Raw genomic sequence first — 23,353 nt, 5'->3', positions numbered from 1 at the left:
AGTCTCGCAGCCCGCGCTCACTAACATGGGCAGCGTGAGCACGCCGCCGACGCCCGACTTCGACGACGTCGTCGGCACGGCGCACGGCACCGGCGGCGTGAGCCGGGCAGGCACTGCCGATGCGCACGGCACCGACAGCGTACGCCGGACAGGCCCAGCGGATGCGCCCGGCGCCACACCGCCGGCCGTCACGGCGACACCCCGCCCCCAGTCCCTCTCGCCCGGCGACCCCCGCGGCACCCGCCTCGACGCCTGGTGGGCACGCGCCGTCGGCACGCCCACACGCTGGCGCCTCTGGTACTGGGGTGCGCCACTCGCGGTGACCCTGCTGGCCGCCGTGCTGCGGCTGTGGGATCTCGGCAACCCGCACGCGCTCGTGTTCGACGAGACCTTCTACGTGAAGGATTCGTACACGCTGCTGCACTTCGGCTACGAGGCGAGCTGGCCAGACAAGGCCGACACGAGCTTCAACGCCGGCAACACCGACATCTTCAGCTCGGCGCCGGAGTTCGTGGCGCATCCCCCGTTCGGCAAGTGGATCATCGCGCTCGGTCTCGCCGTCTTCGGCGCGAGCGACAGCGTGGGCTGGCGCATCAGCACAGCTCTCGTCGGCATCCTCGCGGTGCTGGTGGTCACGCTCGTGGCCCGCCGGCTGTTCCGCTCGACGCTCGTGGCCACCATCGCGGGCTTTCTTATGGCGGTCGATGGGCATGCCATCGTCATGAGCCGGGTGGCGCTGCTCGACAACTCGGTCATGTTCCTGGCGTTGCTGGCATTCTGGGCGATTCTCGCCGACCGCACCTGGTTCACGCGCCGGCTCGAGACGCGGGTCGCGGCGGCGAGAGCGGCTGGCCGCACGGTCGACTGGGGCCCGACCCTCTGGTGGCGGCCGTGGCTGCTGGCGGCGGCGCTGCTTCTCGGGCTGTGCAGCGGCGTCAAGTGGTCCGGCCTGTACTTCCTGGCGTTCTTCGCGGTTTACACCGTGGTCGTCGACGCGGTCGCGCGCCGCCGCCTCGGCCTGCCGTTCTTCACCAGCGCAGCCGTGCTCAAGCAGGGGCCGGCGACGTTCCTCATCATGGTGCCGCTCGCCCTCGTCACCTACATGTCCACGTGGGCGGGCTGGCTCGCCACCTCGGGCGGCTTCTACCGGCACTGGGCCGAGACCGAGGGCACGCGCTGGTCGGGCCTGCTCGACTGGGTGCCGCTCTGGTTCCAGAACCTCTGGCACTACCAGACGGCCATGTACAACTACAGCATCAACCTGCATGTGCCGCATCCGTATCAATCGAACCCGTTCGAGTGGCTGCTCATGCTGCGCCCGACGAGCATGTACTACCTGGGCACGAGCGCCGGACAGGCCGGCTGCACCGCGAGCGACTGCTCCTCGGCCATCACCGGAATGGGCAACCCCCTCATCTGGTGGGCGGGCACCGCATGCGCCGTGTACCTGGTGTACCGGCTCATCCGCTTCCGGGAATGGCAGGTCGGCGCCATTCTCATGGGGTTCGGCGCGGGCTACCTGCCGTGGCTGCTGTACATCAACCGCACGATCTTCGAGTTCTACACCATCGCGTACGAGCCGTACATGGTTCTCGGCATCGCCGCCGTCATCGCGCTTATCCTGGGCAGTCGAGCGGATGCGCGCTGGCGCCGCCAGCGCGGCCTGTGGCTGGTCGCCGTCTTCCTGTTCTTCGTGACCGTGGTCAGCGCCTTCTTCTGGCCGCTGTGGACCGGCGAGCAGATTCCGTTCTGGTACTGGCAGCTGCACATCTGGATCCCCGGTTGGCGGTAGGCGCGGCGTCAGCGCATTCTCAGCCCGTGCGCGTAGCGTGAGGCTCATCTGCATCACCCAGGGCGCATTGCTCGTTTCACCCGGCTGAGAAGTCCACACCAAAGGAGGACTCATGTCGGCTACCGTGCCCGCTCCGTCCGTCCGTATCGTCAAGACTCGCCCCGGCGGCAACGGCAAGAATCCGACGACGGATTACTCGGGCCTGCTGCACACCGTGCGAAACCTTGGGCTGCTGCGCCGCCGGCGCGCCTATTACTGGATCATGTTCGCCGCGCTCGCTGTGGCGCTCGGCGGCGTCGTCACCGGCTTCACCCTGCTGGGCGACAGTTGGTTCCAGCTGCTCATGGCGGGCGCCCTCGGCATCATCCTCACCCAGTTCGCGTTCCTCGCCCACGAGGCGTCGCATCGGCAGGTGTTCGAATCGGGCAAGGCCAACGACCGGGCCGGCCGCTACCTGGCCGACCTCGTGGTGGGCATCAGCTACTCGTGGTGGATGAACAAGCATTCGAGGCATCACGGCAAGCCGAACACGGCCGGCCTCGACCCCGACATCGACCCCGACTTCATCGTCTTCCAGAAGGAGCACGCCGAGAAGCTGACGGGCATCTCCGCGTTCCTCGCGCGTCGACAGGGCTACCTCTTCTTCCCGGCACTCCTCGGCGAGGGCGTGAACCTGCACCTGCACGCGTTCCGCACCGTCTTCGGGCGGGGCAAGGTGGATCGTCGCGGCCTGGAGATCACGCTGCTCAGCATCCGAATCATCGGTTATCTCGCGGTCATCTTCTACTTCCTGCCGCTGGGCATGGCGTTCGCGTTCATCGGTGTGCAGATGGCCGTCTTCGGCCTCTACATGGGCTCGACCTTCGCGCCCAACCACAAGGGAATGCCGATCCTGCCGCGCGACAGCAAGGTCGACTTCCTGCGTCGTCAGGTGCTGACCTCGCGCAACATTCGCGGTGGCTTCGTCATGGATATCTTCATGGGCGGCCTCAACTACCAGGTCGAGCACCACCTGTTCCCCAACATGCCGAGGCCGCACCTGCGGCGCGCGCAGGAGATCGTGCGCGAGTACTGCAAGACGCACGACATCGAATACACCGAGACGGGCCTCGTGAACTCGTACCGCATCGTCGTCGAGTACCTGAACCGAGTGGGCCTCGCCGCCCGCGACCCGTTCGAGTGCCCGATGGTCGCCCAGTTCCACCACCGCTGAGGAACGCTGCGGCACAACCCGCACCCGCGTTGCCGCGTGTTACGCGGTCGGGCCGGGCGGCGAGCGGCGAACGGTAGCGTTGAGCGCATGGCAGATCGCGAATACGGCTTCCGCACGCGTGCGATTCACGCAGGCAACATTCCCGACCAGGTGACGGGCTCTCGCGCCCTGCCCATCTACCCGTCGAGTGCATTCGTCTTCGACGACACAGCGGATGCCGCTGCCCGCTTCGCGCTGCAGAAGTACGGCAACGTCTACTCCCGTCTCTCGAACCCGACCGTGGCGAGCTTCGAGGAGCGCGTCGCCAGCCTTGAGGGCGGCCTCGGAGCCGTCGCGACGGCATCCGGGCTCGCCGCGCAGTACATCACGTTCGCATCCCTGGCCGGCGCCGGCGACCATATCGTCGCCTCGGCCAACCTCTACGGCGGTTCAATCACCCAGCTCGACGTCACGCTGCGCCGCTTCGGGGTCGACACCACGTTCGTGCCCTCCTCGAACGCCGAGGACTACGCGGCAGCCATCACCGACAAGACCAAGTTCATCTTCGCCGAGACCATCGCGAATCCCTCCGGCGAGATCGCCGATATCGAGGCACTCGCCGAGGTGGCGCACGCCGCCGGCATCCCTCTCATCATCGACTCCACCATCGCGACGCCCTACCTGAACCGCCCGTTCGAATGGGGCGCGGATATCGCCGTGCACTCGGCCACCAAATTCCTCGGTGGGCACGGCACCGCGCTCGGCGGCATCGTCGTGGAGTCCGGCCGGTTCGAGTGGGACAGCGAGCGGTTCCCGCTGTTCTCCGAGCCCGTGCCCACCTATGGCGGCCTCGAGTGGTCGGGCAACTTCGGCGAGTACGCGTTCCTCACGCGGCTGCGCGCCGAGCAGCTGCGCGACATCGGCCCCGCGCTTGCGCCGCACTCGGCGTTCCTGCTCGCGCAGGGTGTCGAGACCCTGCCGTTCCGGGTGCAGGCGCACGTCGACAACGCGCGGGCCGTCGCCGAGTGGCTCGACGCAGACCCGCGCATCGAGCACGTCTACTGGGCGGGCCTGCCCTCGCATCCGCATCACGACCGTGCACTGAAGTACCTGCCCAAGGGGCCGGGCTCGGTGTTCAGCTTCGTCGTCAAGGGTGGCCGCGCCGCAGGCCAGACATTCATCGAGTCCGTCAACCTGGCCAGCCACCTCGCGAACATCGGCGACGCCAAGACCCTCGTGATCCACCCCGCCTCCACCACGCACGCGCAGCTGAACGAGCAGCAGCTGCACGACGCCGGGGTGCTGCCAGGTGTGGTGCGCATCAGCGTCGGCATCGAAGACGCCGACGACATCATCTACGATCTCGATCAGGCGCTCGCGCAGGCGAGTGCCTAGGCACGGGAGGGCACTCATGAGCACCACGCAGGCCGAAGACGCAACCGCCGCCGCAGGCGCGGCGGCCGACACCGACCTCGTCACGACGCACCTCGCCAACGGGCTGAGCTGCCAGGTTCCGGCGAGCTCGCCGCTGGCGAAGCTGCTGAAGAAGCAGCGCACATGGGTGGGCCCGGACGCGAAGGAACGGCTGGCCATCCTTCGCAAGGCGAAGTCTGTTGCCATCGTCGGCGCCTCACCCAACCCGAAGCGCTCGAGCTACTTCGTCGCCACATACCTCAGCCAGTCGAGCGACTACCGCCTCTACTTCGTCAACCCCAACGCCGGCACGATCCTGGGCCAGAAGGCCTACGCCTCGCTCGCCGACCTGCCGGAGGTGCCCGACATCGTCGACGTGTTCCGCAAGCCGGCCGACATTCCGGCGGTCATCGACGACGTCGTCGCGATCGGCGCCACGACGATCTGGGTGCAGCTCGGCATCTGGAACGAGCAGGCCGCGTACTACGGCGAGGAGAAGGGCCTGACCGTCGTCATGGACCGCTGCATCAAAGTGGAGCACGCCCGCTTCCACGGCGGCCTGCACCTGCTCGGCTTCGACACCGGCCAGATCACCAGCCGCAAGACCATCCGCTGACACCATCGACCGCTCCATCCACGAAGAAGCCGCACACCATGGCAAGCACCCGCCCACCCGAGCGCGACGTCGTCAAGCTGCTCGCGAAAGCGCTGCGCCAGCTCGGCGACGCCGGCCAGCCCGAGAAGGCGCTCGCACTCGGCGGGCAGGCATGGTGGGCACTGAAAGACGACGACCCGAGGGCCGCCGAGCACATCAACGGCGTCATGCATTACCTCGCCACCCTCACGCCAGGCCCGAACGCAGAGGTAGCCGACTCCCCGGCGGCGAGCCCGCCCACCGCGGGCTGAATCCCCTGCCGTAAACTCGCCACGTGCTCTCCCCCGCAACCGGCCGGCCGGCCACCAGCCATGCGCTCTCGGTGCGGGTGCTCGGCCCGGTGCGCATCGCCGATCGCCACGGCGAGTTGACCGAGCCCTCCGGCGTGCGCGCCAAGGCGTTCATCGCCGCCCTCGCCCTCGCGTCGGGCGCCACGGTCTCGGTGCCCCAGCTCATCGACGACCTCTGGGGCGAGGCTCCCCCGCGCGGCGCGAAGGCGGCCCTGCAGACCCTCGTCTCCCGGCTGCGGCAGGCGAGCGCAGACGGCCTGATCGCCTCGAACGCGAACGGCTACGCGCTCGCCGACCCCGACAGCGTCGACCTGGCGGTTGCCGGCCGCCTTCGTGAGGCCGGCCGGGCCGCGCAGGCCGACGGCGACAGCACGCGCACGGCGGCGCTCGCCTCCCAGGCGCTGTCGCTCTGGCAGGGGGATGCCGGCGCAGACCTCGGCGAGGGCGAGCTGGCGGGGGCGCTGGCAGCACGAGCCGCTTCGCTGCGTGATGACCTGGTGCGGCTGCGCGCATCCGCGTGGCTGCAATCGGGCGAGGCCGAGAAGGCCCTCGCCGACCTCGACACGCTGACCGGCACGTTCCCCTACGACGAGGCCGTTGCAGCCCAGCGGATGCGCGCACTCGCCGCGCTCGGTCGCCTCGGCGAGGCGCTGCAGGTCTTCGCCGACATGCGGGCGAGGCTCGCCGACGACCTCGGCAGCGACCCCTCCGCGGCGCTCGTCGCACTCAACGCCGACCTCATGCGCGGCGACGCGTCGGGGGCGTCCGCGGCCGGCAGGCGAGTGCGCATCGGGCTGCGCAGCGCACCGAACGCGCTTCTCGGCCGCGACGGCGACATTGCGGCGCTCGAGGCTCTGCTCGACCTTTCGCGGCTCGTGACGATTCTCGGACCGGGAGGCCTCGGCAAGACGCGCCTTGCACAAGAGATGGGTCACCGCACGGCCGCCGCGCCGGCGGTCGTCGTCGTCGAGCTCGCTGGCGTGCGCAGCGCCGACGACATCACGCTGGCGCTCGCGTCGACACTGGGCATCCGCGAGGTCACGAGCAGCCGGCTCACGCTCACCGAGCCGAGCGCCAGGCTCGACGTGCGCGAGCGCATTCTCGGGGTGCTTCGCGAGCGAGCGACGCTGCTCATCGTCGACAACTGCGAACACGTGATCGATGCCGCCGCCGGGTGGATCGAGGAGATCCTGGCGCAGGCGCCGAACGTGCGGGTTCTTGCGACCAGCCGGGCGCCGCTCGCGATCGGCGGCGAGCAGGTGTATCCGCTCGACTCGCTGGCCAGCGGTAGGCCGGGCGAGCTCGGCCCGGCCGTCACCCTGTTCATGGAGCGTGCGCGGGCGGCGCGGCCCGGCGCCTGGCTGCCTGCGGACGTGATCGGCCGGCTGTGCGAGCGGCTCGACGGGTTGCCCCTGGCGATCGAGCTCGCGGCAGCCCGCATCCGCTCGATGCCCGTCGATGAGATAGAACGGCGTCTCGGCAACCGCTTCGCCCTGCTCACGAGCGGCGAGCGCACGGCGCCAGAACGGCACCGCACCCTGCTCGCGGTCATCGACTGGAGCTGGAACCTGCTGACCGAGGCCGAGCGGGTGCTGCTGCGGCGGCTCGCGCGATTCAGTGACGGGTTCAGCGCCGACGCCGCGCAGCGGGTCGGCAGCGTCGGCGGCGAAGACGTGACCGACGCGCTGGAAGGGCTGATCGGCCAGTCGCTCGTGCAGGTCGCCGAGGAGCCGCTCACGGGCGACCTGCGTTACCGCATGCTCGAAACGGTGCGCGAATTCGGCCAGATGGCCCTCGTCGACGCGGGTGAGGATGCCTCGGTCGACGAGGCGATGCTGCGCTGGGCCGAATGGTTCGCGCGGGCGACCGCCGCTGGCCTCAACTCCGCCGACCAGCTGCGCACCTTCCGCGCCATCACGCTGGAGCAGGAGAACCTGGTCTCGGCGCTGCGCCACGCCCTCGACACCTCGCGACCCGATATCGTAGCCTCGCTCTTCGCGACGATCGGCTACTACTGGTCACTGAGGGGCGCGCATTCGGATGCCGCCGGTTTCGGCCCGTCGATCGTGTCGGCCCTGCGCCGATACATGCCGGACGCGGACCACCTCGATGCCGTCATCGCCAGTCTCGCGATCGCGGGCACGAGCTCGATTTTCGACAATAACCGGTCGGCGCTCGTCGCGTTCGGCCGGCTGCGGAGGCTGAAGCGGCAGGCGTCGTCCTCCGATCCGGTGCTCGACATGCTCGCGAGCATCACCGTCACGGCGCTGTCACAGCCTGAGTCCTTCGACGTGATTCTGCAGTCGTACCTCGAGTCGGACGACCCCCGGATCACCGCGCTCGCTGACCTTCTGATGGCGCAACTGATGGAGAACAACGGGCAGATCGAGCGAGCACTGAAGGCAAGCATGCGCTCGTGGCAGACCTCCGAGCGCAACGGCAACGTGTGGGCTGCGTCGACCGCCGCCCAATCCATGGCCGAGCTGTACAGCCAGAGCAGCCGGGCGCACGAGGCACTGCAGTGGGTCGAGACGGCTGAGCGCGGGATGCGCGAGTTGCAGGCCAGCGGCGACCTCGATCACCTGCACTGGATTGTCGCGGTCAACCGGCTGGCTGTGGGCCAGATCGACACGGCCGAGCGCATGTTCGACGGCTACATCGCCGGTGGTGAGCCGACCGTGGACCAGGCGGCGCCGGAGCGCCTCGGGATCGGTCGCGCCGGTCTCGCAGAAGTCGCCCTCGCCCGGGGCAGCGTCGCCGAGGGCCTGAAGGCCTACCGGCGGGCGGCGGCATCATTCGGCAGCACTCCCCCGCCCAACGCGCCGTGGCGCATCATGGTCTCGGCAAGCTGCCTTCTCGCTCACGTACATGCCGGCAAGTCGGCGTTGCCCGAGGTACGAGAGCTGGCGCGGGCCCTGCGCGTCGAGATCCTCGTGACAGCGCGTGTGCGCGGTCGTCTGGCAGACCTTCCCGTCACCGGCTCGGGGCTTCTCGGGATCGCTGGATGGCTGCTCGCTCATTCGGCCGAGCACGAATCAGCCGAGCACGAATCAGCCGAGATCGGCATGGTCCCCCTGCGCCTGTTCGCCCTGGCCGGCGCCCTGGGAAGCCGCCAGGACTTCCCCTCGCTTCGCCGGGAGCGCGTACGAGAGAGCGCCCTCGCCCGGTTCGGCGCCGACGCCGTCGAGGCGGCGGAGGCGGCGGTACGCGACCTCGAGCCGAGAGAGGCGATGGAGGCCGCGTACGCCGCGCTCACGTGCCGTGAGCTGCGTGCTTTGGTGCGAGGGCTGTGACGGCAGCATCCGCCCCCTTCATTAGGAGAGCGGATGCCGCGGGCCCGTCACGAGGGGTCGATCACGCCTTGCGCATGTACGCCCGCACGGTGAGCGGTGCGAAGATCGCGACGACAACGGCGGAGCCGAGCAGGGCGAGCCAGAGGTCGCTCGTGACCGCACCGTTGTTGGTCAGCTCGCGCACGGCCGTGATCAGGTGCGACACCGGGTTGACGTTCACGAATCCCTGCAGCCAGCTCGGCATGGTGTCGACCGGCACGAACGCGTTCGAGAGGAACGTCAGCGGGAACAGGATGAGGAACGAGATGCCCTGCACGCTCGAGGCGCTGCGGGCGACAACGCCGAAGAACGCGAAGATCCAGCTGATGGCCCACGCGCAGGCCATGACGAGCAGGCCGGCGAAGATGAGTCCGGTGATGCCTCCGCCCGCGCGCCATCCCATGATGTAGCCCATCACGAATGTGAGGGTCGTGGCGATGAAGTAGCGAACCGTGTCGGCCAGCAGGGCTCCCGCGAGGGGCGAGATGCGGGCGATCGGCATGGACTTGAAGCGGTCGAACACGCCCTTGTCCATATCCTCACGCAGCTGAACGCCCGTGACGACCGAGGTCGTGATCACGGTCTGCGCGAGAATGCCGGGAATGATGATCGGCAGATAGCCGGCGATGTCGCCCGAGATCGCGCCACCGAAGATGTAGGTGAACATCAGGGTGAAGATGATCGGCTGCACCGTGACGTCGATGAGCTGTTCTGGCGTGCGCTTGATCTTGAGCAGGCCGCGGTATGCCATGGTGAACGAGTTCGCCACCGACTGACCGAGGCTGACGTGGTTGCGGAGCTCCCGGCTGCGGCCGGAGGCGATTGTTGCGGTGGTCATGCGCTGACCCTTTCTGATTCGGGAGCCGCACCGGTCGTCGAAGAGTCGTCTTCGACGCCGTGGCCGGTCAGGGTGAGGAAGACCTCGTCGAGGGTCGGCTTCTGCACCGACATCTCGGTGAGGTGGATGCCGGCCTCGCGGAAGGTGATGAAGAGGTCGGTGACAGCATCCGGGTTCAGCATGGGTGCAGTAATGCGACCCGCCTCGGGTGAGACGACGGCCTCGACACCGAGAACGCTGGTGACGGCGCGCCGGGCGTCCTCGAGGTCGGTCGGATCGGCCAGCCTGAGCTGCAGCGACGACTCGCCGACCGACGCCTTGAGCTCGTCCGCCGTGCCCTCGGCGACGACCCGGCCCTGGTCGATTACGGCGATGCGGTCGGCGAGTTGGTCGGCCTCGTCGAGGTACTGCGTGGTGAGAAGCACGGTGGATCCGGTCGCCACCAGGCGGCGGATGGTCTCCCACATCTGGGCGCGGGTGCGGGGGTCGAGGCCGGTCGTCGGCTCATCGAGGAAGATGAGCGGCGGCTGGGCGAGCAGGCTCGCGGCGAGATCGAGGCGGCGGCGCATGCCGCCGGAGAACTTGGAGATCGGGCGCCGGGCGGCCTCGGTCAGCCCGAATTCCTCGAGCAGCTCCGCGCTCTTGCGCTTCGCCTCTGCGCGGCTGAAGCCGAGCAGGCGGGCGAAGATCACGAGGTTCTCGGTGGCGCTGAGGCGCTCGTCGACCGAGGCGAACTGCGCGGTCACCCCGAGCAGCTGGCGCACGATCTGCGCTTGGGCGACCACGTCGTGGCCGAAGATCTGGGCGCTGCCGGCATCCGGGCGAAGCAGCGTGGCGAGCATGCTGATCGTGGTCGTCTTGCCCGCGCCGTTCGGGCCGAGCACGCCATAGACCGTGCCGGTGCGAACCGAGAGGTCGACGCCGTCGACGGCCCGGTTGCCGCCGAATGTCTTGACGAGCCCGTGGGCTTCGACGGCCCAGTCGGTTGAATTGCTCATGGTGAGTCCTTTCACGAATCCGTGTGGTTCGTTGTGTCGGTATTCATGGTGCGGGCGGGCGCTTACACGGCTCTTACACGGCGCTGACACGGCGCTGACACGGCGCTGACACGGCGCTGACACGGCGCTGACATGACGCTTGCAGCGCTCGTCGTCGGCCGCAGGTAGCACTGGGAGTCGACCGAGATCATGCCCGCGAGTGATGCGCCACCGGCATCCGCTCGCTTACTCTTCAATCAGGGCCGACGCACCTTCTGTGCGTCCGAGGCGGCAGGCCTCACCCGAGTGCGAAACGAGCGTCATGGATCCGATCTCCGAGCTGGTCATGCAGACCATGAGCTCGCCGTGGGTCTACCCCGTGCTGTTCGCGCTCGTCGTGATCGACGGGTTCTTTCCGCCGGTGCCGAGCGAGACGGTGGTGGTCGCCGCCGCGGCTGTCGGTGTCTCGGCCGGGCTGCCGAACCCGTGGCTTGTCGTGGCGATCGCCGCGGTCGGGGCAGCGGTCGGCGACAACATCGCGTATTCGATCGGCCGGGCGATCGGCATCGATCGCTTTGCATGGATGCGCCGGCCGCGCATCGCGGCCGCCGTGCACCGGGCGGGTCACGGCCTGGAGCGCCGCGCGGCCGTGGTCATTCTCACGGCCCGCTACATTCCGATCGGGCGCATCGCGGTGAACATGACCGCGGGGGCAACCGGCTTCGCCTGGCGACGATTCTGGCCGCTGACGCTTCTCGGCGGGATCACGTGGGCGGGGTACTCGGTGCTCATCGGCACCGCGGCCGGCCACTGGGCGCACAAGCAGCCGCTCGCCGCCGCGCTCGTGGGGATCGTGGTCGCGGTGGCCTGCGGCATCATCATCGACTTCGCGTCGACGCGGGTGCGTCGGCACCACGAGCGGCGGCAGGCCCGCGAGACGCAGGAGCATGAGTCAGAGCACAAGACTCCGGGGCGCTCGAAGGCCCGTCTTCGCCAGGAGTAGACGGCGCTGTTACGGCCTGTTGCGGCGGCGATGGCCTGGCGCGAGTGCGCTGATTAGCGTGGCCTCATGACCGACGCGACCGAACGCATCCGCACGTACACGGGGCCCGAGTTGGCCGCGCCCCTCGTCTCGACGCAGTGGCTTGCCGACCACCTGGGTTCGCCGAGCATGGTGGTTCTCGACGCGACGGTCGTTCGGGTCGACCGCCTCGGCGGCGGCTACGGATGGCTCAGCGCCCTTGACCAGTACCTGATCGAGGGCCACATACCGGGGGCGCTCGTGGCCGACCTCGTCGAGGAATTCAGCGACCCGCGCGGCGAATACGGCTTCGCCCGGCCCGACGTCGAGCGATTCGAGGAGGCAGCCGCAGCGGTCGGCATCGACGACGCGGCCACTGTGATCGTCTACGACACGGCGAACGGCCGGTGGGCGGCGCGGCTGTGGTGGCTGCTGCGGTCATTCGGGCACGACCGGGTAGCGGTGCTCGACGGCGGAATGACGAAGTGGAAGGCAGAAGGGCGGCCCACCGAAGCGGGTTGGGTGGCGCCGGCCGGCGGCGTCGAGTTTCATGCGAGGCCACGCCCCGAACTGTGGGCAGACGCCGCCCAGGTCTCGGCCGTGCTGAGCGGCGAGCGGGACGGCCTGCTTCTCTGCGGCGTCCCCTCGAGGGAGTTCCGCGGCGAATCCGGGCTGCGCTCCCGACTCGGGCACATACCTGGCAGCGTGAGCGTGCCGGCAAGCCGGCTTGTCGACCGGGAGACGAACGCCCTGCTCGACGCCGAGTCGTTGCTCGCCGTCTTCGCAGACGTCATCGACGGCGCGCCTCACATCATCGCGTACTGCGCGGCGGGGATCGTGGCGGCGCTCGACGCACTCGCACTCGCCGTCGTCGGGCACACCGACGTGGCCGTCTATGACGGCTCGCTCAACGAGTGGGCCGCGGATCCGGCGCGGCCGCTGGCCAGCGGTTGACCGTACCCCTCACTCGTATTCTTCTGGCGGAAACCAGCGCAAGCCCGTGCGATGGCTCAGCAGCTGGCCCCGCAAAACGAGCCCCCGCTCCCGACATTCTTTGGCGAGTGCAGCGGCCCAGCGCCGGTCCCCGGGAACGGATGCCTCGCCCAGGCGCCGCTCCCAGACGAAGAACACGGACGCCGCCTCTACCTGGCTCATCGCCCCGGCAACGAGGCCGACGAAGAGATCGATGGTGCCCTCGGGCGCGGCAGGGTAATCCTCGAACGGGATCAGAACGGGGATCTGGCATGCATGCTCGTCGAGCATGAAGATCCACACCTGCCGGCGGCATGCGCGACCGACGATGTCGCGCGCCCTCTGAAGTATCTCGTCGTCGGTCTCGAGGGGGATCTGGGCTGCCTGTTCGGCGGAGATCATTGACATGCTGCAATGCTCGTCGCTGATCGCGCCGCGCTGGTCGCTGCGCGACGCATCTGTGGAAAGCGACGGTATGCAGACAACGGTGGAGAAGGAGCCTAGCCTGAGGTCATGGCAGCGCAGAGCGATTCCGACGACGCCTCACTCGACGAGCGCGACGGCAACGCCCCACGCGTCGACCTCGTGCACGAGGCGGGCAACCAGCGTTACGCGCTCCGAATCGGCGGCCAGCTCATCTGCGTCGCCGACTACCGGGTGAACGGCACCAACATCTCGTTCACCCGCACGTTCACGCAGCCGACGCATCGTGGCCAGGGTCTTGCGGACCGGCTCGTGACGTTCGCAATGGACGACGTCGAGTCGACGACGGACTACCGGGTGGTGCCGATGTGCTGGTACGTCGCCAAGTGGTTCGACGAGCACCCCGAGCGCGCCTCGCTGCTCACGCGCTGAGGCGTCACCGCTGGCGCCCGACAGATGGCGTCAGGCGCCGTCTACCTCAGGCGCCGTCGGCCTCGGCACGGAACCACGGCGGGTAGACCGCCACCTTCGGTTTCCAGGGCGAGGTGGCCAGCATTTCGCGCACCTCGCGCCTGGCGCGCTCTCCTGCCACGCCCACAAGCGCGATCACGTCGAGGCTAACCGCCTCCGGCACCAGCAGTTCGGCGGCCTGCAACGACGAGGGGTCGTCGTCGACCGAGAGGCGGCGCAGCATCCGCTCGGTGCCCTCGCGTTCGCTGTCGAAACGCGTCAGTGCCGCTGTTGCGTCGCCCGAGGCGAGCACCGCCGAGGCAGAGTGCCGGGCCAGCGCGCCGATCGTTGAGACGAACATGACGAAATCGTGCGGGTCCGCGCGCCGCCCCTGCGCGGAGAGCCGGGGGTCGTCGCGGCCCTCTCGCATGGTCTGCCACAGTTCGGCGTCGGGTGAGAGGAAGAACGGCACGAAGTCGGCAACACTGCGCTCGCCGACGAGAGTCTCGCGCCGCAGCTGCCTCGTGTCGGGTGCTGCGATGTCGATCTCGGGCCGCGTCTGGAATTCACCGTTGGCATCGGCGAGAATGCGACCCTCGGCGAGAATTCCGCGCAGGTTCGCGATGTGCGTGAGGTGATAGACGCGCTGCTCGTCAACATTCACCCGGCGGCCGGGAGCGGCAGCGGCGCCGGCCTGCCGCGATGCTTTTGCACGCGGGGCTGAGGCGGCTCGCGCACGAGGCGCACGCGTGGCGGCTTGCGCACGGGAACCGGTGCGGGATGCGGGAGTCTGAGCCTTTTCAGGCGTGACCTTGGGGTAGCAGACCGCGCAGAGGCCCTCGTCCAGTCCGTGAATGCACTCGCCGCTCACACAGCCCCTTTTTTGCTTGTCGGCCTCGGGATCGCGGTGCCGCGTGTTCGTCGTGAGGTACGCGCCGCCCGCCCCTCTACGTTACGTCGGATGGGCGGCCTCTGCCGACGCCCATCGCCCCATCGCCGATCGCATCACCGCTCTGCGTCAGCTCGATGAAGGCGCTCAGCTCGGCGAGCTGCGGCGGGGTGGAGGGAAGGTATTCCGTCAGCGCGGGCGAGTACACGAGGTAGGCGACCCATTTTGCACGCGAGATCGCCACGTTGAGCCGATTCTTCATGATGAGGAACGACATGCCACGCGGCACGTCTTCTGCCGAGGACGCGGCGAGCGAGACGATTGCCACGGCTGCCTCCTGGCCCTGAAACCTGTCGACCGTGCCGACGCGAATCCCGCCGAGCCCCGCCGCGATGAGCGCATCGCGCACTCTGTTCTGCTGCGCGTTGTATGGGGTGACGACGATCACGTCGCCAGCCTCGAGCGGCCGCGGTTCAGCACTCTCAGTGGGGTCTCTCCACATTCGGCCGAGAACCGACCGCGCCAGGTCGACGACAACGACGACTTCCTCGGCCGATTCGACCGAGTCACCCGTGTGCTCAACACCGACCACATGCAGGCCCGGCCGCACACCGTCGAGGTGCCGCGTCGACGCCACCGGATGCGAGCGCAGCATGCCCTCGTACGAGAGCCGCGAGACGGGGGCGGTGACGGCCGGGTGCATGCGCCGGCTCTCTGCGAGAAAGTAGCCGAGTTCGGCTGGCAGCACGTCGTGCCCGTCGCTCACCCAGCCGAGTGCCGAGCGGTCGATTGGTTCCGGGTGCGTGCCCTGACTCACCTGCGGCAGCTGCTGCGGGTCTCCGAGAAGCAGCAGGTTGCGCGCGCCAACGCTCGCCGCGATGGTGGACGCGAGCGAGAACTGGCCGGCCTCGTCGACCACGAGCAGGTCGAGGCTGCGACGCAGCACCCTGGCCTTGTTGCTGAAGTCCCAGGCCGTTCCACCGATGACATAACCGGATGCCGCATGCTCGGCCCCGAACGCAAGCTGGCCGTCTTTCGGCAGCACCTCGTATGCGGACTCCGACGGGTCGGCGGCCCCACCTCCCGCTTTCGGCACTTTGCCCACGAGGCCCGCGTCGAGGCCCGCCCTCACGACGGCGGCCAGCAGGTTCTCGACCACCGGGTGCGACTGGGCGACGACGCCGATCTTCCAGTGGTGCTTCGACACCAGCTCGGCAATGACATGCGCGCCGAGGTAGGTCTTGCCTGTGCCGGGTGGGCCCTGCACGGCCAGGTAGGAGTCGTCCAGGTCGAGCAGGCTCGCGACGACTGCTGTGACGCGATCCTCCCCCAGCAACGCGTCGTCGACGGGGGCGAGCCTGCCGCTCCTCGTTCGCGGCGGCACCCGGCGAAGCACGTCGGTCATGGCGTCAGCCGGCCATCCCGGGGCTGCCTCGACGATGCGCTCGGCCCACTCCTCGATCGCTCCCGTCTGGGAACCGGCAGCGGGGGGTGAGGCGGGCGCGAGGGCACTCGGCGTCGCGGTGTACGCCGCGGCATCCGCATGCAGGGTCTCTTCGACGAGCACGCTGCCGTCGTCGCGGACCTCGAGGACTCGTGCGGTGCGCGCGCCCCGCGAGCCGGGCGCCAGGCGCGGCGTCGGGAACGGCGCGGGGTATTCGTAGAGCAGGAACGGGCCGGACCGCTCGCTCTCGGCGATGCGGCTGCCGGGTGCCAGCCTTCCGCTCAGACGCAGCCACCGCCGCTGCGTGCGCTGCCGGCCCTCGATATGCCAGTCGCGCTCGACGCGCGCGTGCTCGACGATGAGCACGTCTCGTGTGTCTTCCCATTCCTGCACGGGCTGCTCAAGCCGGGCGTAATGCCCCCACCAGAAGCTCTTCTGCTCGCGGCGGTGGTAGTCGATGGCCGCTGCAGCGAGCGCGGCAGCGGTCTGGTCGGCGTCGCGCTCGTGCAGCGGATCGCCGGCGCGGGCCAGCAGCGCGGCCGTCAACGGGGAGGGCTCGGGCTGCCCTGTTTCGTCCTCCTCGGCATGGGACGCCCCGATGCGAACACCGCTGCCGCGCGCGTGTGCGAGCAACCAGTCGCGCAGTCGTGCCGTGGAGACGCAGTCGTACCGGTTGTAGTCGGCGATGATCGCGAGCATGTGGTCGCTGCCAACAACATCGCCGGTGGCGCGGAGCTCCACGGCGTTGGCGTACTCGGTGATCGAGGCGGCCGCGGTCTGCACCTCGCCGGAGCGCAGCTCGTCGCCCATATAGAGCGGCTCGAGCTTCTTGATCGAGTACGACCGCGATCCGACCCGCAGCGCCCGCCGCACCAGCGGGTACAGGTCGACGAGCACGTTCTCGCGCAGCAACTGGTCCACCGCATCCTCGCCGACACCGTGGCGCGCCGCGAGGCTGAGAAGGTGTGTGCGCTCGTACGAGGCGTAGTGGTATACGTGCATGCCGGGGTAGCGCCGACGGCGCTCGGTAAGGTAGGCGAGAAAGTCGAGAAGAGCCTGCCGCTCCTCGGCAAAGCCGTGCGCCCAGAACGCGCGGAACGTCTCGTCGGTCTCGACCAGGCCGAACAGGTAGTCGAGTCCCCAGCGATTCCCGGCTCCCTCGGTGTAGAGCGGGTCACCCTCGAAGTCGAAGAAGATGTCGCCGGGGTTGGGTTCCGGCAGCGCGGCGAGCGCAGGAGGATTGTAGAGCTCAACAGGGGGCGGCGCGCCGGCCGCTGCGGTGAGCTGCAGCGTCGCCTGCATGCGCATCCCCGCCAGGGTGCTCTCGGCGATGCCGTCGACCGGCCCGTCCGAGAGCGCCAACTGCTGCACCGTGCGGATGCCCGCCTCACCCAGGCGCGCGCGTTGCGTCACGCGCATGCCCGCCACCAGCAGCACGTCGTCGCTCGCCTGGATCTCGGCCTCGCACGCGGGACAGTGGCCGCAGAGACTGTAGCGCTCGTCGCCCCAGGCGACGAGGGTGTGCGCCAGCATCCGCTCGTCGATGATCTGCTGAAGACGCGCGCGACGTTTGCGGAAAACGGGAACGATGTCGCGCAGCGCATGCTCGCTGACGGTGCCGTCGCCGAGCAGCAGTTGCACAGTCTCGGCTGGCCGCAGACCGATGCGCCGCAGCTGATCGCTATATGCCGCGAGCTGCATGAGGGCGGTCACGCGGGCGTGGCGGGCAAGCTTGGTGTCTTGCACGAGCCAGGAGCCGTCGGGACGGCGCACGATGAAGTCGGCGAAACCGATGAAGGAGCCGTCGAAAAAAGTGGCCTGGAACACCACGTCGGCGTCGGACCCAAACGCCCGCACGGTCTCGTCGACGGCTGCCTCGATATCGGCGCGCTGCATGCTCGCGGGCCGCGCGATCTCGGCGACGCCGGCGCCGAACCGCTCTCGGTACTGTTCGAGCACCCGATGCTCGTGCTCGTCGCCGAGGCGCGAGGTGCGCTCGTACATCTCGTCGACCTCGTCGGGCAGAGCCTCGATGCGCCCCAACTTGACGTCGATGCCCCGCAGAAAGGCGAATTCACAGGCGGATGCCGCGGCGAGGTCACTCGCGCTCGTCACCGCCGTTCCGCCCACCATGAACATGCACTGAGAGTATCGGCACCCTCTGACACCCACCGCGCTGCTGCCGCCGACGCCTGCACCACCCGCGCCCGAGCGCGCCCGGCGCCCGCCCGCGCTCGCCCCGCCCCCGCCCGCGCTCGCCGAACGAAAACGACGGTGATATCGAACAAATCGGCTCGATCAGCACTGGATCAGACCGTTTTCGACAGAATCACCGTCGTTTTCGTTCGTCGGTGCGCGCATGCGGGTGGCTGCAGACGAGGGGGTGAAGGAGAGGACGGTTGCCGTCCGCTTATGCGACGTGCGGCTGGTCGGGTCGAGTTTTCCAGTCCGAACGGAGGATTCCCATGATGACGATGTCCTCATATCGCCCACGGACCCAGGCGTGCTCGCGCTGGCGGCCTTCGATGACGAAGCCGGCCTTCTCGTACGCACGGATGGCGGCGACGTTCGACGCGATCGCTTGCAAGTGCACCCGGCGCAGGTTGCAGCGCACGAATGCGAACTCGACGATCTGAGAGATCGCCGCCGTTCCGATGCCCTTGCCGCGGAACCCGGCAGCGACAACGATACCGACCTCCGCGTGGCGGGCGAGCTCGTCGAATTCGAAGAGCGAGACGCTGCCCACGGCATCCCCATCGACGTCGATCACGAAGCGGACGCTCGTGCCGGATGACTCGGCATCGGCCCGCGCAAGGCGAGCGTCGAACGTCTCGCGGGCCATGGGTGCGGGCGTCGATGGACTTCGCTCTTCCCACGTGCTCAGGTCCGACGCGAGAGCGAACAGCACGTCTAAGTCTGCTTCGGTACGAGGACGGAGTGTGACGGCGTGTGGGCTGGGCACGCGATCACCTTAGCGGACTGCCCCTGACGCCGGCGCAGCCGCGACTTACACTGGCGGGCATGGACGACGATCTGAGAAAAGTGGGCAGCGAGCAGAAGCTCGACGGTGTGCCGGGGCAGACGGCGCACCTTCCGGGCCAGGAAGACCCGAGCAACAGCGCCGCGGGCGTCGTGGCAGGCGGATCGGCGCTCGACACTGCGAACGATCCCGACATGCCGGGCGAGGAAGGCCTGAACAGTTCCGGAGACACCGAGGCGGATGACGCCGACCACGACACGGCTCCGAGCACCGACACATCGCCGGGATCCGGCACCGCTCCGAGCACCGACACGGCACTCGGGACCGACACGACGCCCGAATCCGGCACGGGCCGATGACCTACGTCGAGCCCGGCACCGAGTACAACCGCGACACGGCGTACATCGAAGACCGCATCACCCGCGATGTCCGCGACGGATGGCCGGTCGAGCCCGGCCGTTACCGCCTCGTCGCGGCCCGCGCATGCCCCTGGGCGAATCGCTCCATCATCGTGCGCCGGCTGCTCGGCCTCGAAGACGCGATCTCACTCGGCATGCCCGGCCCCACCCACGACGAGCGCAGCTGGACCTTCGACCTCGACCCCGGCGCCGTCGATCCGGTGCTCGGCATCGAGCGGCTGCAGCAGGCCTACTTCGCCCGCTTCCCCGACTACCCACGCGGCATCACCGTTCCCGCCATCGTCGATATCCCGACCGGCGCGGTGGTCACCAACAACTACCCGCAGATCACCATCGACTTCGAGACCGAGTGGGTCGACTTCCACCGCGACGGCGCCCCCGACCTCTACCCCGAGCGCCTGCGCGGCGAGATCGACGAGGTCAACGCCGTGGTGTACTCCGACGTCAACAACGGCGTGTACCGCGCCGGGTTCGCCGGCTCGCAGAAGGCGTACGACGACGCCTACCATCGTCTCTTCGACCGGCTCGACTGGCTCGAGGCCCGGCTCACCGACCAGCGCTATCTCGTCGGCGACACGATTACCGAGGCCGACGTGCGCCTCTTCACCACGCTCGCCCGCTTCGACGCCGTCTACCACGGCCATTTCAAGTGCAATCGCAACAAGCTCACCGAGATGCCGGCGCTGTGGGCCTACGCGCGCGACCTGTTTCAGACGCCGGGTTTCGGCGACACCATCGACTTCGTGCAAATCAAGCAGCACTACTATCTGGTGCACTCCGACATCAATCCGACCGGCATCGTGCCGCTCGGCCCCGACACCTCCGGATGGCTCACCCCGCACCACCGCGACGACCTCGGGGGCCGCCCCTTCGGCGATGGCACGCCGCCCGGCCCGCCTGTCGCCGGCGAGGTCGTGCCGCCAGGCCACGGCGCCGCGGCTACTGCAGCACGCGCCAGATGAACCCGATGACGCCGATGATCGCGAGGGCGACCGCGACCCAGATCATAACGGAGCCGACGCCGGTCTTCGCGGGGTAAGTACGGTGATCGCTCATGTTCGCAAGGCTACCCTTCAGCGCCCGCCCTCGATACGGCGGTGCCGCTGCCTGACCCCGGCCGGCCCGTACGGGTAGTCGTCGGCCTCCGGCGCGCTTGCTGCCGACAGCCCATCCAGCTCCTGTGACGTGAGGAAGAGTTCGACCGCACCGAGGTTGTCCTGCAGCTGCTCGACGGTGCGGGCGCCGAGGATCACGCTCGTCACGGCGGGCCTCGAGTTCAGCCACGCGAGCGCGACCTGGGATTTCGACGCGCCATGCGCATCCGCTACTCGCCCCACCTCATCGAGCACGCGCCAGGTGCGCTCGTCGTCGTTGCGCTTCTGCCAGGCCTCCATGCCACGCTGCGGGTTCTCGCCGAGCCGGGTGGCGCCGGTGGGGTCGACGTTGCGCTGGTACTTGCCGGTCAGCCAGCCTCCGGCCAGGGGCGACCATGGCAGCAGCCCCACGTTCGCGTCGAGCGCGGCCGGCACGACCTCGTGCTCAATGTCGCGAACGAGCAGGTTGTACTGCGGCTGCAGCGTGACGGGTGGCGCCCAACCGTGAGCGCGCGCCACGTGCACAGCCTTTGTGAGCTGCCAGCCGAGGAAGTTCGAGAAGCCGTAGTACGAGATCTTGCCGGCCGAGATGGCGTCGTCGAGAAAGCGCAGGGTCTCGTCGATGGGCGTCAGCGCGTCCCACGCGTGCATCTGGTAGAGGTCGATGTTCTCGACCCCGAGCCGCGACAGCGACGCATCGAGCGCCCGGGAAAGGTGCCGCCGCGAGATGCCGAGATCGTTCGGCCCTTCCCCCATCGGTGCGCGCGCCTTGGTAGCGATCACCACTTGCTCACGCTCGCTCGCATGCGACGTCAGCCAGCTGCCGATGATGCTCTCGGACGTACCGGAGCTGTACACATCCGCCGTGTCGATGAACGTGCCGCCCGCCTCGATGAACGTGTCGAGGATGCGGTGCGAGGTGGCCTCGTCTGCCTCATGGCCGAACGTCATGGTGCCGAGCGCGAATTCCGAGACGACGGCGCCGCTGTTGCCGAGCATGCGATAGCGCATTGATCTTCCTTCTCCCGTGACTCTCACGACTCCCGTGAACGGACGCCTTCGACGGTACTCCCGGCCTCGAATCAGCGGCAGTACGTAGAATCGAAGCATGAGCGACACCACCGACATCCCCGCCACCATCACCATGTTCGGGGCCGAGTGGTGCGGCGACTGCCGCCGCTCGAAGGCTCTGCTCGACGGCCTCGGCATCGACTACGAGTACATCGATCTCGAGAAGACCGCGGATGCCGCCGATCGCGCGCACGCGATCAGCGGTCGCACCAACATCCCGGTCATCGTGTTCCCTGACGGGGCGCACCAGGTGGAGCCCACCAACGACGAGCTGCGGGCCAAGCTCGTGGAGCTCGGGCGCACGCCGGCCTGAGCCGGCGTGCCCGGAGGGGTTCAATCAGAGACGAGTTCGCCAGAGACGAGAGCGGCACGGCGATGGCAGCGGGCACGCGCATCCTCATGCTCTCGGATACGCACGTGCCTCAGCGCGCACGCCGGCTCTCGGCTGCGGTGTGGGCAGCGGTTGACGCAGCCGACGTGGTCATTCACGCGGGCGACTGGAACAGCGTCGACGTGCTGGATGCGCTCGCCGAGCGAGCACCGCGCCTCGTCGGCGTCTACGGCAACAACGACGGTGACGCGCTGCGAGCGCGACTGCCCGAGGTCGCTCGGGTCACGCTCGAGGGCGTGCGGTTCGCGGTCGTGCACGAGACTGGGGCCGCAACCGGGCGCGAGAAGCGCTGCGATGCCGCCTATGCCGACGAGGCCGATGTGCTGGTCTTCGGACACAGCCACATTCCGTGGAACACCGTGACCCCGCGCGGCTTGCGCCTGCTGAATCCGGGCTCCCCCACCGACCGCCGCCGCCAGCCGACGTGCACCTACATGACCGCCATCGCGCGCGAGGGCCGGTTGCACGACATCGAGACCGTGCCCGTCGAGCGCGACGCCGGTCGCTGACCTGCTTCGCCGCCCGCAGACTCGCTATTCACCGCCCGCAGCCCGGCGCCGCCGCCTGGCCTTCGCATCCCGAATGTCGTCGCGGTGCGCCTCGAGCGCCTCGACCACGAGCGCGTGATCGTCGCGCTGGGCAAGCCCGGAGACCCCGGCGACGCCCACGATGGCGCCGCGCACCAGAATCGGGAACGCGCCGCCGTGCGCCGCGTACAGGTCAGTGTCGAGCCGCGAATCGGTGTCGAAGTCGCCGCCGCGCGCCCGGTACTGCTCCCCGACAGCGAGCGACGAGTGGCCGAATCGGCGCACCACGCGGAACTTGCGTTCCAGCCACGCATCATTGTCAGCGGATGCTCCCGCCAGCCCCGCATGGAACGCTCGCTGATCGCCGAGCATCACCGCGATCGCGACGGGCAGCGAGCGGTCGCTTGCAAGCTGTACGAGACGCATGCCGATCGACCACGCGTCGTCGTGCGTGAACGAATCGAATTGCAGCTGGAGTTCCTGCTCGAGCAGTTCCTCGAGCCCGTCCTGGCCACCTCGCGTGCCGCTCATCTACGCTCCTCGTCTCGTGCCGAGCCTCCACCCTATTGCGCGTGGCTGAGATGCGGATGCGGATGCGGTGTGGCTCTCATTGCTTCCTTCTTTCTCGTTGCGTCTGACCGTCGCGCCATGCGGTCGACACGCGTTACGGCTCAGTTCGACCTCTCGCGTTTCGCGACGTACTCTTTTCACACAGTGCGAAGTCACACAGTGCGAAGGGGGACCGTGATGATGGATCGCATACGCATACCTGTAAGCCTCGAGGTTCTGAGGCAGGAGGCGCGCGACGAACTCGACGCCGTCATCGAGTATCGGTGTCGGCTCGGGGACGATCCGTGGGATTTCATGTGCGAGTTGCCGAGCGTCGACGAGCAGGTGATCCGCTCGCTCCGGGCCGATACCATCGCCGCCCACGACCTGCGCGAGCAGCAGTCCCGCGCGTATCACCCGGCCGCCGATCCCTCCCGTGCCGCGGAGTTCGAGTACCGGCTGCTGCGGCAGATCGCGCTCGACCGGCCGCAGCTCACCCCGGCCGTGTGGGGTCTGCTCGGGCGGCTGAACGCCGCCTGAGGTCTCGATACGCGCGTCGCGCTACTCGACCAGCGTGGGATACGCGCGTCGCGCTACTCGACCAGCGTGGGATACTCGCGTCGCGCTACTCGGC

At 68.7% G+C, this 23,353-nt stretch carries 22 protein-coding genes; 14 read left to right on the top strand and 8 right to left on the bottom strand.

Features of this window, described 5'->3' with window-relative positions; all coding sequences use genetic code 11:
* Positions 1 to 34: 34 nt before the first annotated feature.
* The 6 genes from OSC27_RS05735 to OSC27_RS05710 all read left to right on the top strand — a co-directional run bounded on the left by OSC27_RS05735 (position 35) and on the right by OSC27_RS05710 (position 8,635).
* Complete coding sequence (locus OSC27_RS05735; protein ID WP_267180498.1) at positions 35 to 1,792, top strand: dolichyl-phosphate-mannose--protein mannosyltransferase; 1,758 nt, start codon at positions 35 to 37, stop codon at positions 1,790 to 1,792.
* 112 nt (positions 1,793 to 1,904) lie between these two features.
* Positions 1,905 to 3,005: a fatty acid desaturase family protein gene (locus tag OSC27_RS05730; RefSeq protein WP_267180497.1), complete on the top strand. Its 1,101-nt coding sequence runs from the start codon at positions 1,905 to 1,907 to the stop codon at positions 3,003 to 3,005.
* Positions 3,006 to 3,092: 87 nt separating this feature from the next.
* Entirely contained in the window at positions 3,093 to 4,379 is a 1,287-nt protein-coding gene (locus OSC27_RS05725; RefSeq protein WP_267180496.1) for an O-acetylhomoserine aminocarboxypropyltransferase/cysteine synthase family protein, read from the top strand.
* Positions 4,380 to 4,521: 142 nt separating this feature from the next.
* Positions 4,522 to 5,013, top strand: a complete 492-nt coding sequence (locus tag OSC27_RS05720) for a CoA-binding protein (protein WP_267181143.1) — start codon at positions 4,522 to 4,524, stop codon at positions 5,011 to 5,013.
* A 38-nt stretch (positions 5,014 to 5,051) separates the two neighbouring features.
* The gene (locus tag OSC27_RS05715; protein WP_267180495.1) at positions 5,052 to 5,303 is read left to right on the top strand and encodes a hypothetical protein; all 252 of its coding nucleotides are present in this window, start codon (positions 5,052 to 5,054) and stop codon (positions 5,301 to 5,303) included.
* Between the two features lie 23 nt (positions 5,304 to 5,326).
* Entirely contained in the window at positions 5,327 to 8,635 is a 3,309-nt protein-coding gene (locus tag OSC27_RS05710) for a BTAD domain-containing putative transcriptional regulator (protein ID WP_267180494.1), read from the top strand.
* A 61-nt stretch (positions 8,636 to 8,696) separates the two neighbouring features.
* On the opposite strand, the gene OSC27_RS05705 is transcribed toward OSC27_RS05710, so the two are convergent.
* Positions 8,697 to 9,512: an ABC transporter permease gene (locus OSC27_RS05705; RefSeq protein ID WP_267180493.1), complete on the bottom strand. Its 816-nt coding sequence runs from the start codon at positions 9,510 to 9,512 to the stop codon at positions 8,697 to 8,699.
* Positions 9,509 to 10,510, bottom strand: a complete 1,002-nt coding sequence (locus tag OSC27_RS05700) for an ATP-binding cassette domain-containing protein (RefSeq protein ID WP_267180492.1) — start codon at positions 10,508 to 10,510, stop codon at positions 9,509 to 9,511. Before OSC27_RS05700 ends, OSC27_RS05705 begins: the two co-directional genes overlap by 4 nt.
* 301 nt (positions 10,511 to 10,811) lie before the next feature.
* On the opposite strand from OSC27_RS05700, the gene OSC27_RS05695 reads away from it, so the two are divergent.
* Together OSC27_RS05695 and OSC27_RS05690 are read left to right on the top strand one after the other, a co-directional pair.
* Positions 10,812 to 11,492, top strand: coding sequence for a DedA family protein (locus tag OSC27_RS05695; protein WP_267180491.1), 681 nt, complete (start codon positions 10,812 to 10,814; stop codon positions 11,490 to 11,492).
* 66 nt (positions 11,493 to 11,558) lie between these two features.
* On the top strand, positions 11,559 to 12,464 hold the full coding sequence (locus OSC27_RS05690; RefSeq protein ID WP_267180490.1) for a sulfurtransferase: 906 nt from the start codon (positions 11,559 to 11,561) through the stop codon (positions 12,462 to 12,464).
* Positions 12,465 to 12,473: 9 nt separating this feature from the next.
* On the opposite strand, the gene OSC27_RS05685 is transcribed toward OSC27_RS05690, so the two are convergent.
* A complete protein-coding gene (locus tag OSC27_RS05685; protein WP_267180489.1) occupies positions 12,474 to 12,890 on the bottom strand; it encodes a hypothetical protein in 417 nt (138 codons plus the stop codon).
* A gap of 105 nt (positions 12,891 to 12,995) precedes the next feature.
* Between OSC27_RS05685 and OSC27_RS05680 the strand changes: the two genes are divergently transcribed.
* Entirely contained in the window at positions 12,996 to 13,337 is a 342-nt protein-coding gene (locus tag OSC27_RS05680; protein ID WP_267180488.1) for a GNAT family N-acetyltransferase, read from the top strand.
* A 46-nt stretch (positions 13,338 to 13,383) separates the two neighbouring features.
* Here the strand turns inward: OSC27_RS05680 and OSC27_RS05675 are convergent, their stop codons facing one another.
* The 3 genes from OSC27_RS05675 to OSC27_RS05665 form a co-directional block, all read right to left on the bottom strand.
* The gene (locus OSC27_RS05675; RefSeq protein ID WP_267180487.1) at positions 13,384 to 14,019 is read right to left on the bottom strand and encodes a DarT ssDNA thymidine ADP-ribosyltransferase family protein; all 636 of its coding nucleotides are present in this window, start codon (positions 14,017 to 14,019) and stop codon (positions 13,384 to 13,386) included.
* A gap of 283 nt (positions 14,020 to 14,302) precedes the next feature.
* Positions 14,303 to 17,827 carry a TM0106 family RecB-like putative nuclease gene (locus OSC27_RS05670; RefSeq protein ID WP_267180486.1) on the bottom strand — a complete coding sequence of 1,175 codons (3,525 nt, stop codon included), beginning with the start codon at positions 17,825 to 17,827 and terminating at the stop codon, positions 14,303 to 14,305.
* Between the two features lie 271 nt (positions 17,828 to 18,098).
* Positions 18,099 to 18,650, bottom strand: coding sequence for a GNAT family N-acetyltransferase (locus OSC27_RS05665; RefSeq protein ID WP_267180485.1), 552 nt, complete (start codon positions 18,648 to 18,650; stop codon positions 18,099 to 18,101).
* A 59-nt stretch (positions 18,651 to 18,709) separates the two neighbouring features.
* Here OSC27_RS05665 and OSC27_RS05660 point away from each other — a divergent pair, with 59 nt between their 5' ends.
* Together OSC27_RS05660 and OSC27_RS05655 are read left to right on the top strand one after the other, a co-directional pair.
* A complete protein-coding gene (locus OSC27_RS05660; RefSeq protein WP_267180484.1) occupies positions 18,710 to 19,027 on the top strand; it encodes a hypothetical protein in 318 nt (105 codons plus the stop codon).
* Positions 19,024 to 20,049 carry a glutathione S-transferase family protein gene (locus tag OSC27_RS05655; protein WP_267180483.1) on the top strand — a complete coding sequence of 342 codons (1,026 nt, stop codon included), beginning with the start codon at positions 19,024 to 19,026 and terminating at the stop codon, positions 20,047 to 20,049. The genes OSC27_RS05660 and OSC27_RS05655 overlap by 4 nt, the downstream gene beginning before the upstream one ends.
* A 111-nt stretch (positions 20,050 to 20,160) precedes the next feature.
* On the opposite strand, the gene OSC27_RS05650 is transcribed toward OSC27_RS05655, so the two are convergent.
* Entirely contained in the window at positions 20,161 to 21,192 is a 1,032-nt protein-coding gene (locus tag OSC27_RS05650) for an aldo/keto reductase (RefSeq protein WP_267180482.1), read from the bottom strand.
* 97 nt (positions 21,193 to 21,289) lie between these two features.
* On the opposite strand from OSC27_RS05650, the gene OSC27_RS05645 reads away from it, so the two are divergent.
* Together OSC27_RS05645 and OSC27_RS05640 are read left to right on the top strand one after the other, a co-directional pair.
* Positions 21,290 to 21,565 (top strand): glutaredoxin family protein, encoded by a 276-nt coding sequence (locus OSC27_RS05645; RefSeq protein WP_267180481.1) that lies wholly within the window; start codon positions 21,290 to 21,292, stop codon positions 21,563 to 21,565.
* Positions 21,566 to 21,627: 62 nt separating this feature from the next.
* A complete protein-coding gene (locus OSC27_RS05640) occupies positions 21,628 to 22,152 on the top strand; it encodes a metallophosphoesterase family protein (protein ID WP_267180480.1) in 525 nt (174 codons plus the stop codon).
* Positions 22,153 to 22,176: 24 nt separating this feature from the next.
* On the opposite strand, the gene OSC27_RS05635 is transcribed toward OSC27_RS05640, so the two are convergent.
* Positions 22,177 to 22,701 carry a heme-degrading domain-containing protein gene (locus OSC27_RS05635; protein ID WP_267180479.1) on the bottom strand — a complete coding sequence of 175 codons (525 nt, stop codon included), beginning with the start codon at positions 22,699 to 22,701 and terminating at the stop codon, positions 22,177 to 22,179.
* A 216-nt stretch (positions 22,702 to 22,917) separates the two neighbouring features.
* Here OSC27_RS05635 and OSC27_RS05630 point away from each other — a divergent pair, with 216 nt between their 5' ends.
* On the top strand, positions 22,918 to 23,259 hold the full coding sequence (locus OSC27_RS05630) for a hypothetical protein (protein WP_267180478.1): 342 nt from the start codon (positions 22,918 to 22,920) through the stop codon (positions 23,257 to 23,259).
* Positions 23,260 to 23,353 lie beyond the last annotated feature (94 nt).

This window comes from Microbacterium sp. STN6, assembly GCF_026410545.1.
GTDB lineage: Bacteria > Actinomycetota > Actinomycetes > Actinomycetales > Microbacteriaceae > Root112D2.
The sequence above is the reverse complement of the archived record's forward strand: the minus strand, read 5'-3'. Positions and strand labels throughout refer to the sequence as shown.

What these genes read in the sequence shown, in the direction of transcription:
- OSC27_RS05655 (WP_267180483.1), top strand. Translation starts at nt 19,024, where the DNA reads ATGACCTACGTCGAGCCCGGCACCGAGTACAACCGCGACACGGCGTAC.
- OSC27_RS05690 (WP_267180490.1), top strand. Translation starts at nt 11,559, where the DNA reads ATGACCGACGCGACCGAACGCATCCGCACGTACACGGGGCCCGAGTTG.
- OSC27_RS05700 (WP_267180492.1), bottom strand. Translation starts at nt 10,510, where the DNA reads ATGAGCAATTCAACCGACTGGGCCGTCGAAGCCCACGGGCTCGTCAAG.
- OSC27_RS05630 (WP_267180478.1), top strand. Translation starts at nt 22,918, where the DNA reads ATGATGGATCGCATACGCATACCTGTAAGCCTCGAGGTTCTGAGGCAG.
- OSC27_RS05695 (WP_267180491.1), top strand. Translation starts at nt 10,812, where the DNA reads ATGGATCCGATCTCCGAGCTGGTCATGCAGACCATGAGCTCGCCGTGG.
- OSC27_RS05635 (WP_267180479.1), bottom strand. Translation starts at nt 22,701, where the DNA reads ATGAGCGGCACGCGAGGTGGCCAGGACGGGCTCGAGGAACTGCTCGAG.
- OSC27_RS05670 (WP_267180486.1), bottom strand. Translation starts at nt 17,827, where the DNA reads ATGTTCATGGTGGGCGGAACGGCGGTGACGAGCGCGAGTGACCTCGCC.
- OSC27_RS05645 (WP_267180481.1), top strand. Translation starts at nt 21,290, where the DNA reads ATGAGCGACACCACCGACATCCCCGCCACCATCACCATGTTCGGGGCC.
- OSC27_RS05685 (WP_267180489.1), bottom strand. Translation starts at nt 12,890, where the DNA reads ATGTCAATGATCTCCGCCGAACAGGCAGCCCAGATCCCCCTCGAGACC.
- OSC27_RS05715 (WP_267180495.1), top strand. Translation starts at nt 5,052, where the DNA reads ATGGCAAGCACCCGCCCACCCGAGCGCGACGTCGTCAAGCTGCTCGCG.
- OSC27_RS05705 (WP_267180493.1), bottom strand. Translation starts at nt 9,512, where the DNA reads ATGACCACCGCAACAATCGCCTCCGGCCGCAGCCGGGAGCTCCGCAAC.
- OSC27_RS05730 (WP_267180497.1), top strand. Translation starts at nt 1,905, where the DNA reads ATGTCGGCTACCGTGCCCGCTCCGTCCGTCCGTATCGTCAAGACTCGC.
- OSC27_RS05640 (WP_267180480.1), top strand. Translation starts at nt 21,628, where the DNA reads ATGGCAGCGGGCACGCGCATCCTCATGCTCTCGGATACGCACGTGCCT.
- OSC27_RS05680 (WP_267180488.1), top strand. Translation starts at nt 12,996, where the DNA reads ATGGCAGCGCAGAGCGATTCCGACGACGCCTCACTCGACGAGCGCGAC.
- OSC27_RS05725 (WP_267180496.1), top strand. Translation starts at nt 3,093, where the DNA reads ATGGCAGATCGCGAATACGGCTTCCGCACGCGTGCGATTCACGCAGGC.
- OSC27_RS05660 (WP_267180484.1), top strand. Translation starts at nt 18,710, where the DNA reads ATGGACGACGATCTGAGAAAAGTGGGCAGCGAGCAGAAGCTCGACGGT.
- OSC27_RS05650 (WP_267180482.1), bottom strand. Translation starts at nt 21,192, where the DNA reads ATGCGCTATCGCATGCTCGGCAACAGCGGCGCCGTCGTCTCGGAATTC.